Source organism: Microvirga calopogonii (assembly GCF_003347665.1).
GTDB classification, from domain to species: Bacteria; Pseudomonadota; Alphaproteobacteria; order Rhizobiales; family Beijerinckiaceae; genus Microvirga; species Microvirga calopogonii.
The window spans coordinates 1-6,054 of sequence record NZ_QDGA01000177.1 but is presented as its reverse complement, the minus strand read 5'-3'; the positions used below and the strand labels follow the sequence as shown (position 1 = coordinate 6,054).

The window sequence follows — 6,054 nt, the reverse complement described above, 5'->3', positions numbered from 1 at the left end:
GACACCCATTCCGATTTCATTCCGGACAGCGTTCCGATCTGAAGCCGGACACTCTCCTCGTTTGATCCTGGGTCATGGGAGATGGTGGAGTGGGATTGGCCGGTCGTCAATCGGACGATGATGCAGCGGCCGGGGAGCGCTGCTTGCGCAGGCTCTCGCCGGACAGTTCAATCCTGTAAGCATTGTGGACCAGGCGATCCAGGATCGCATCGGCGATGGTCGGATTGCCGATGATCTCATACCAGCGGTCGACCGGGATCTGGCTCGTCACGATGGTGGAGCGCCGCTCGTACCGGTCCTCGACGATCTCCAGCAGATCCCGCCGCTGATCGTCAGCGAGCTTCTCGGGCCCCCAATCATCAAGGATGAGAAGATCCACGCGGGCCAGCGCCTTGAGCATGCGCGCGTAGCGGCCGTCCCCGCGGGCCAGACCAAGCGCCGCAAACAGCCGCGGGGCACGGTGATAAGCGACCGAGAAGTCCTCCCGGCACGCCTTCTGGCCCAGCGCGCAGGCCAACCAGCTTTTGCCGACCCCGGCTGGTCCGGTCAGCAGGAGCCCGCGTCGTTCACGGATCCAATCGCAGCCGGCCAGCTTGAGAAAGAGCCCGCGGTCGAGACCGCGCGCCGCCCTGAAGTCGACATCCTCGACATGCGCGTCATGGCGCAGGCGGGCCGCCCGCGCCCGGCTCTCAAACCGCTTCTGACAGCGCAGCGTCGCCTCGCGTTCGAGCAGCAGTGCAAGCCAGTCGCCATGCTCGAGAGCCCGAGCCTCGGGCTGGGATTGCAGAGCCTTGAAGGCACTGGCCATGCCGTGAAGACCAAGATCGGCCAGCAGAGCGAGAGTGGGATGGGTCAACATGCAGGATCTCCTTAGTGGAAGTAGCCGGGGCCGCGCAGGTTGGCGTGCTCCAGAATGGCGGTGGGCTCGGGGTCGCGGGCGGGTTGGGCGGCCAGGCGGTTGGCCAGGATCGAGGCGATGCTCTTGGAGGTGAGCGCCCCGATCTGGAGAGCGCGGGCCGACACCGCTTCAGCGCGAGCGGGTTCGAGATCGCGCAACAGGCGCAGAACCCCGAGGCAAGTCCGGAAGCCCTGCTCAGGATGCGGGCGGCGCGCCAGAATAGCCGTGATCAGACCTTCCGTCTGAGGGCCGACGGACGCCGCCCAACGGCGGAAGCGCTCCGGGGTCCAGTCGGCATAGCGCCGATGGGAACTCGGCATGTGGTCCGGGTCGGTGCCGTGCCGGCGCCCACCGTAGCGGCGCTGATGGGTTGCCACGCGCTGGCCGCGGTGGAAGATCTCGATCGTGCGGCTGGTGGCCCGCAGGTCGACCTGCGCGCGGATCAGGCCGTGCGGAACCGAATAGAAGAAGCCGTCGTACTCGACGTGATAGTCCGTGCCGACCCGCACGAAGCGCCATTCGGCGAACTCGTAGTCGTCGCCCGGCAGCGGCGCGAGCGCCGGGCGCTCCATCGTCTCGAAGAGATGCCGGCGGCTGACCCCGAGGCGGCGCACGACATGATCGTTGATGCGCTCGCACGCGCCGGCAATCGCCGCATTGGCTTCGGCCAGCGAGAAGAAAGTCTGGTGCCGCAGCCGTCCGAGAATGCAGGTCTGGGCAAAGCGCACGCCATTCTCCACTTTGGCTTTGTCCTTGGGCTTTCGTGGCCGCGCCGGCAGGATGCCGATGCCGTAATGCGCGGCCATCATGCCGTAGCTGCGGTTGATCTCGGGATCGTAGAACGAGGCCCGGTTGACCCCTGACTTGAGATTGTCCGGCACGATCAGGCGCGGAACGCCGCCGAAGACGCGGAACATGCGCCCATGCGCGCCAATCCAGTCCGGCAGGGACTGGGTCCAGGTCGCCTCAGCGTAGGTGAAGTTGGAGGCGCCGAGCACGGCGACGAAGATCTCGGCCTGGCGGATCTCGCCGGTGTCGGAATCAACGATGGCGATCTTCTTGCCGGAATAGTCGACGAACACTTTGTCGCCGGCAATATGGTCCTGGCGCATGGTCGGCGAGAGCCGGCTCTCAAACGAGCGGAAGAGCTCGCAGAAGCGGCTGTAGCCATAGCCGTTGGAATGGACGGCCCGGTACTCCTCCCAGAGGATTTGCAGGGTGACGCCGGGCTTCTTCAATTCGACGATGGCTTCGGCCCAGTGGGGCTCGGGCCGCCGGCGCTGTCCCTGCTTGACGCCGGCGCGGGCGAAAAGCCTGTTCTCCAGGGCCTCGTCGGTCAGGTCGCCGGGCAAGGGCCAGCTCAAGCCGGCCTGCTCGGCGCGCTTGAGGTTCTCCTGGACGGTGCTGCGCGCGATCCCGAGCCTCTCGGCGATGTCACGCACGCTGATGCCGTCCCGGGCCAGGCGCAGCATCTGTCTCAACTGTCTCATGGTCAGCTTCCTCTTGGCGGGCATTCCATTCTCCTCGATGACGTGAGGAGGGTGATGCCCGAGTTGCTGACCCAGGGGATCATCAGAGTGGGGAAAGTGTCCGGTAATTGATCGGAACGGTGTCCGGCTTCATTCCGGAATGCTGTCCGGCGTCAAATCGGAATCCCCGTCCGGATTGAATCGGAATCCGCAGCCAAGCCACCGTCACGTGCCCCCTGGGGGTCGACAGCGCCCCATACTTGACGGCGTTCGTCGCCAGTTCGTGGATCGCCAAGCCCAGGGTCTCAGCCGCCTTGGGCCGCAGGCAGACGTCGGGACCTGACATGCTGAACCGCTCCCCTTCCTGGGCGGCACAGGAGAGCAACTCCTCCGACACCAGGAGCCCCAATGCGATCCCGGCTGTGGGATCGCGCGTCACCGCGGCCTGCACGCGGGCAAGGGCATTGAGCCGGCCTTCGAAGTGCAAGGCATAGTCCTCGACCGTCTCGCTCGTCTCGGCCGTCTGGCGCGCGATGGAGCGGATGACCGCCAGCGTGTTCCTCACCCGGTGCTGCAACTCGGCCAGCAGCACCGTGCGATGCTCCTCGGCTACCTTGCGCTCGTGGATGTCGGTCGCGGCGGAAAACCATCCGGTGACCTTTCCTTCGGCATCGCGCACCGGAACGGCCCGGGTGAGGTACCAGCGATACGCGCCGTCATGCCGCCGGATCCGCGCCTCGATGTCGAAAGCAGCGCCCGTCTGAAGCGCCCTTTGCCAGTTGGTGACGTTCGGATCGCGCTCGTCGGGGGCGAACACCAAGTCCGGCCATTGGTCCGGCGGTTCGTCCGTGATGCCCGTGTAGGTGAACCATTGCTCATTGGCGAAGGTGATCGCCCCAACCGGATCGACGGACCAGACGAAGATCGGGATGAGGTTCGTAAGATTCCGGAAACGTTCCTGGCTCTCGCGCAACTGCTGCTCGGCCCGCTTGCGCTCGGTGATGTCCATGGCAGCGCCGACGAACCCCACCGGCTGGCCATTTTTGAAGGTGGTTCGGCCATGGGTAGAAACCCAGCGCTCGACCCCATCTCCAATCCCGATGACCCGGTACTCGATGTGGTAGACACCATCGCCTGCCGGGTCACTACACTCGGCAACAGCGGCCTCGACCCGCAGGCGGTCCTCGGGATGAATCCCTGACAACCACACGTCCTGGTCGACATGAGCGTCCGGGGGCAGGCCCCACAGGGCCTTGAGCCGGGCATCCCATTCCAGGGCGCCGGTCGCCGGGTCCCACCCATAGGGCGACAGCCCAACGAGATCGACCGCCGCCTGGAGCTGCGCCTCACTGACGCGCAGAGCCTGCTCGGCCTGTTGGCGCTCGGCCTCGGCTTTCACCTGTTGCGTCGTCTCGAACGCAGTGGTGAGAATACCCGCGACAGCCCCGCTCTCGTCACGAGCCGGGGTGCAGTAGGTCGTAAAGTAAGCCTCCTCCAGGTCTCCCTCGCCACCGCGGGCATAACTCCAAGCATGGTTCTCAAACGTGACCGACTCGCCAGCGAACACCCGCGCGTAGATCAGGTCATTCTCGTGCTGGAACTCAGCCCAGCATTCGTTGGCGGACTGGCCCAGACTGGTGGGATGCTTTGTCCCGAAGAATGGCTGGAAGCCGTCGTTGTAGATCTGGACGAAGTCCGGTCCCCACAGCAGGTTCATCGGCATCGGCGAGGCGAGCACAAGATCGACGGCCATCCTCAGGCGCTCGGGCCAAGCCTCCATGGGGCCGAGCGATGTTTGGGACCAGTCGAACGCACGGATCCTCTCACCCATCCGGCCACCGCCGACGGGCCAGGACGCCTGGTTGGGCTCGCTTGTCTGACGCACGCGTCAGCCTCCTCGTACCGTTCAAGCCCCGGGACACCGTCAGCTCGCGGCCGCCAAGGCCGAGGCTCAGGCGGCGTTGGCCGACATGGCCAAGGACAAGCTGCTGGATGGCGACCAGCGCGCGTTCGTCGTCAGCATCAACGACGAGGCGGGACAGACGGTCCTGCGGGTCGCCCTCTCGCTCACCGTGGAGTACCCGTCAGACGTCAACGAGTAAGGCCATCCAGCGTCCGAAAACCCTGATCCTACTGCTCGCCCGGGTGACCGCCAAGATTGTGAGCTTGGCCGCACTTCTGCTACACAAAGAACGATGAGGAGTTTGGAAGGAACGCGACCGTGATCTCTCGGCTGATCCGCCGGCTGGAGCGGTACGATGTTCTCTCGGATGAGGAAAAGCAGGTCCTCACGGATGCCGTCGCACGGGTCAGAGAGGTTGCGGCGGATGAAGATCTGGTGCGGGAGGGCGATCGTCCCACCGAGAGCATCGTGCTCCTGGACGGCTTTGCCGCCCGCTACAAGCTGCTGCGGGCCGGCAAGCGCCAGATCACGGCCCTGCACGTGTCGGGCGACTTCGTCGACCTGCACAGCTATATCCAGAAGAAGATGGATCACGGGGTCATGGCCGTCACACCCTGTCGGATTGGTCTGGTTCCCCATGCCACCCTGCGCAAGATCACCGACCAGCACCTCCATCTGGGCCGGCTGCTGTGGCTGCACACCCTGATCGATGCCGCGACCCACCGGGAGTGGCTGGTGGCGATGGGTCGACGTCCGGCCTTCAACCAGATCGCTCATCTCCTGTGTGAGTTGTTCCTGCGCCTGCAAACGGTGGGGCTGACCCAGGACATGAGCTTCGAGCTGCCTCTGACGCAGGCGGAGCTTGGGGATGTGCTGGGGCTCTCGACCGTGCACGTCAACCGGATCATCAAGCAGCTTCGGGCCGAGAAACTGATTTCCTGGCGTGAGGAGACCGTGACCATCGAGGATTGGCTGCGGCTGCAAGTGGTCGCCGAGTTTGATCCGACCTTTCTGAACCTGGAACGCGAACCACGCTGACAGGAGCAGGTCCTGGTGGAACTCAAGGTTCGTCGGATCCTTCGTCACGGCTCAATTGCGGGCGGGCATGCACGCCCGCCAGGGCGGCGATCCGCACCAGTTCAGGGATCGTCCTGGCGCCCAGGCGCTGCATGACATGAGCGCGGTGGGTTTCCACCGTGCGCGGGCTGAGGCCGATGGCCCGGCCGATCTGCTTGTTGGTCTGGCCGGCCAGCAGGCCCTCCAGGACCTCGCGCTCGCGGACCGGCATCTCGGCGATGAGCCCGCGGGCCCGGTTGGCCTCCTGGTCGTGCTCGTCGGCCTGGGAAATGTCAGCGGCGGCCGACGCAAGGGCGGTCAGCAGCTCATCCGGAGCATAGGGAACCGGCAGGAAGTCCACCGCGCCGGTCTTCATCACCTGCACCGCAGACTTTACATCGCTCTGGAGCGCGCCCAGCACGATCACCGGCAGGCCGATGCGCCGGGCCTTGAGCTCCCGCGGGATGGTCAGGCCACCCGCCTCGGGCTGACGCATGTCGAGCACCACGCAGCCGGCCGCGAGCGCCGGGGCCGCCTCCAGGAACGCCTTGCCGGACGGGAAGGCTCTCACGTCATAGCCGGCGTCGCGCAGCCCTCGCGTCAGATCCTGACGCGAGGGCTCGTCGGCATCGACCACATAGACGAAGCGCCCGTCATGGCGGGTGATGTCCTGGGCAACGCCGCCGGCGCGGCGGATCCGGCCCTGCGCGTCACGCATGGGGAAGAAG

The 6,054-nt window shown here is 65.7% G+C and carries 5 protein-coding genes and 1 pseudogene; 2 read left to right on the top strand and 4 right to left on the bottom strand.

The features are described from left to right. Positions 1 to 106: 106 nt before the first annotated feature. From istB to DDF70_RS35010, 3 genes are read right to left on the bottom strand one after another with little or no spacing between them, the layout of a single operon-like run. On the bottom strand, positions 107 to 859 hold the full coding sequence (istB, locus tag DDF70_RS35020; RefSeq protein WP_114945129.1) for an IS21-like element helper ATPase IstB: 753 nt from the start codon (positions 857 to 859) through the stop codon (positions 107 to 109). 11 nt (positions 860 to 870) lie between these two features. After that, positions 871 to 2,412: an IS21 family transposase gene (gene istA, locus DDF70_RS35015; RefSeq protein ID WP_281024360.1), complete on the bottom strand. Its 1,542-nt coding sequence runs from the start codon at positions 2,410 to 2,412 to the stop codon at positions 871 to 873. Positions 2,413 to 2,470: 58 nt separating this feature from the next. After that, on the bottom strand, positions 2,471 to 4,252 hold the full coding sequence (locus tag DDF70_RS35010; RefSeq protein WP_114949111.1) for a sensor histidine kinase: 1,782 nt from the start codon (positions 4,250 to 4,252) through the stop codon (positions 2,471 to 2,473). Positions 4,253 to 4,304: 52 nt separating this feature from the next. On the opposite strand from DDF70_RS35010, the pseudogene DDF70_RS38950 reads away from it, so the two are divergent. Beyond that, a pseudogene (locus DDF70_RS38950) lies at positions 4,305 to 4,469 on the top strand (DUF6894 family protein); the annotation flags it as partial. A 119-nt stretch (positions 4,470 to 4,588) separates the two neighbouring features. Next, positions 4,589 to 5,308, top strand: coding sequence for a Crp/Fnr family transcriptional regulator (locus DDF70_RS35005; RefSeq protein ID WP_114949110.1), 720 nt, complete (start codon positions 4,589 to 4,591; stop codon positions 5,306 to 5,308). Between the two features lie 22 nt (positions 5,309 to 5,330). On the opposite strand, the gene DDF70_RS35000 is transcribed toward DDF70_RS35005, so the two are convergent. Further along, positions 5,331 to 6,054 (bottom strand): response regulator transcription factor (locus tag DDF70_RS35000; protein ID WP_162820895.1); only part of this gene is annotated, 724 nt, incomplete at its 5' end.

Bases quoted from the DNA above. Each gene is read 5' to 3' on its own strand.
- istB (WP_114945129.1), bottom strand. From the start codon at position 859: ATGTTGACCCATCCCACTCTCGCTCTGCTGGCCGATCTTGGTCTTCAC.
- istA (WP_281024360.1), bottom strand. From the start codon at position 2,412: ATGCCCGCCAAGAGGAAGCTGACCATGAGACAGTTGAGACAGATGCTG.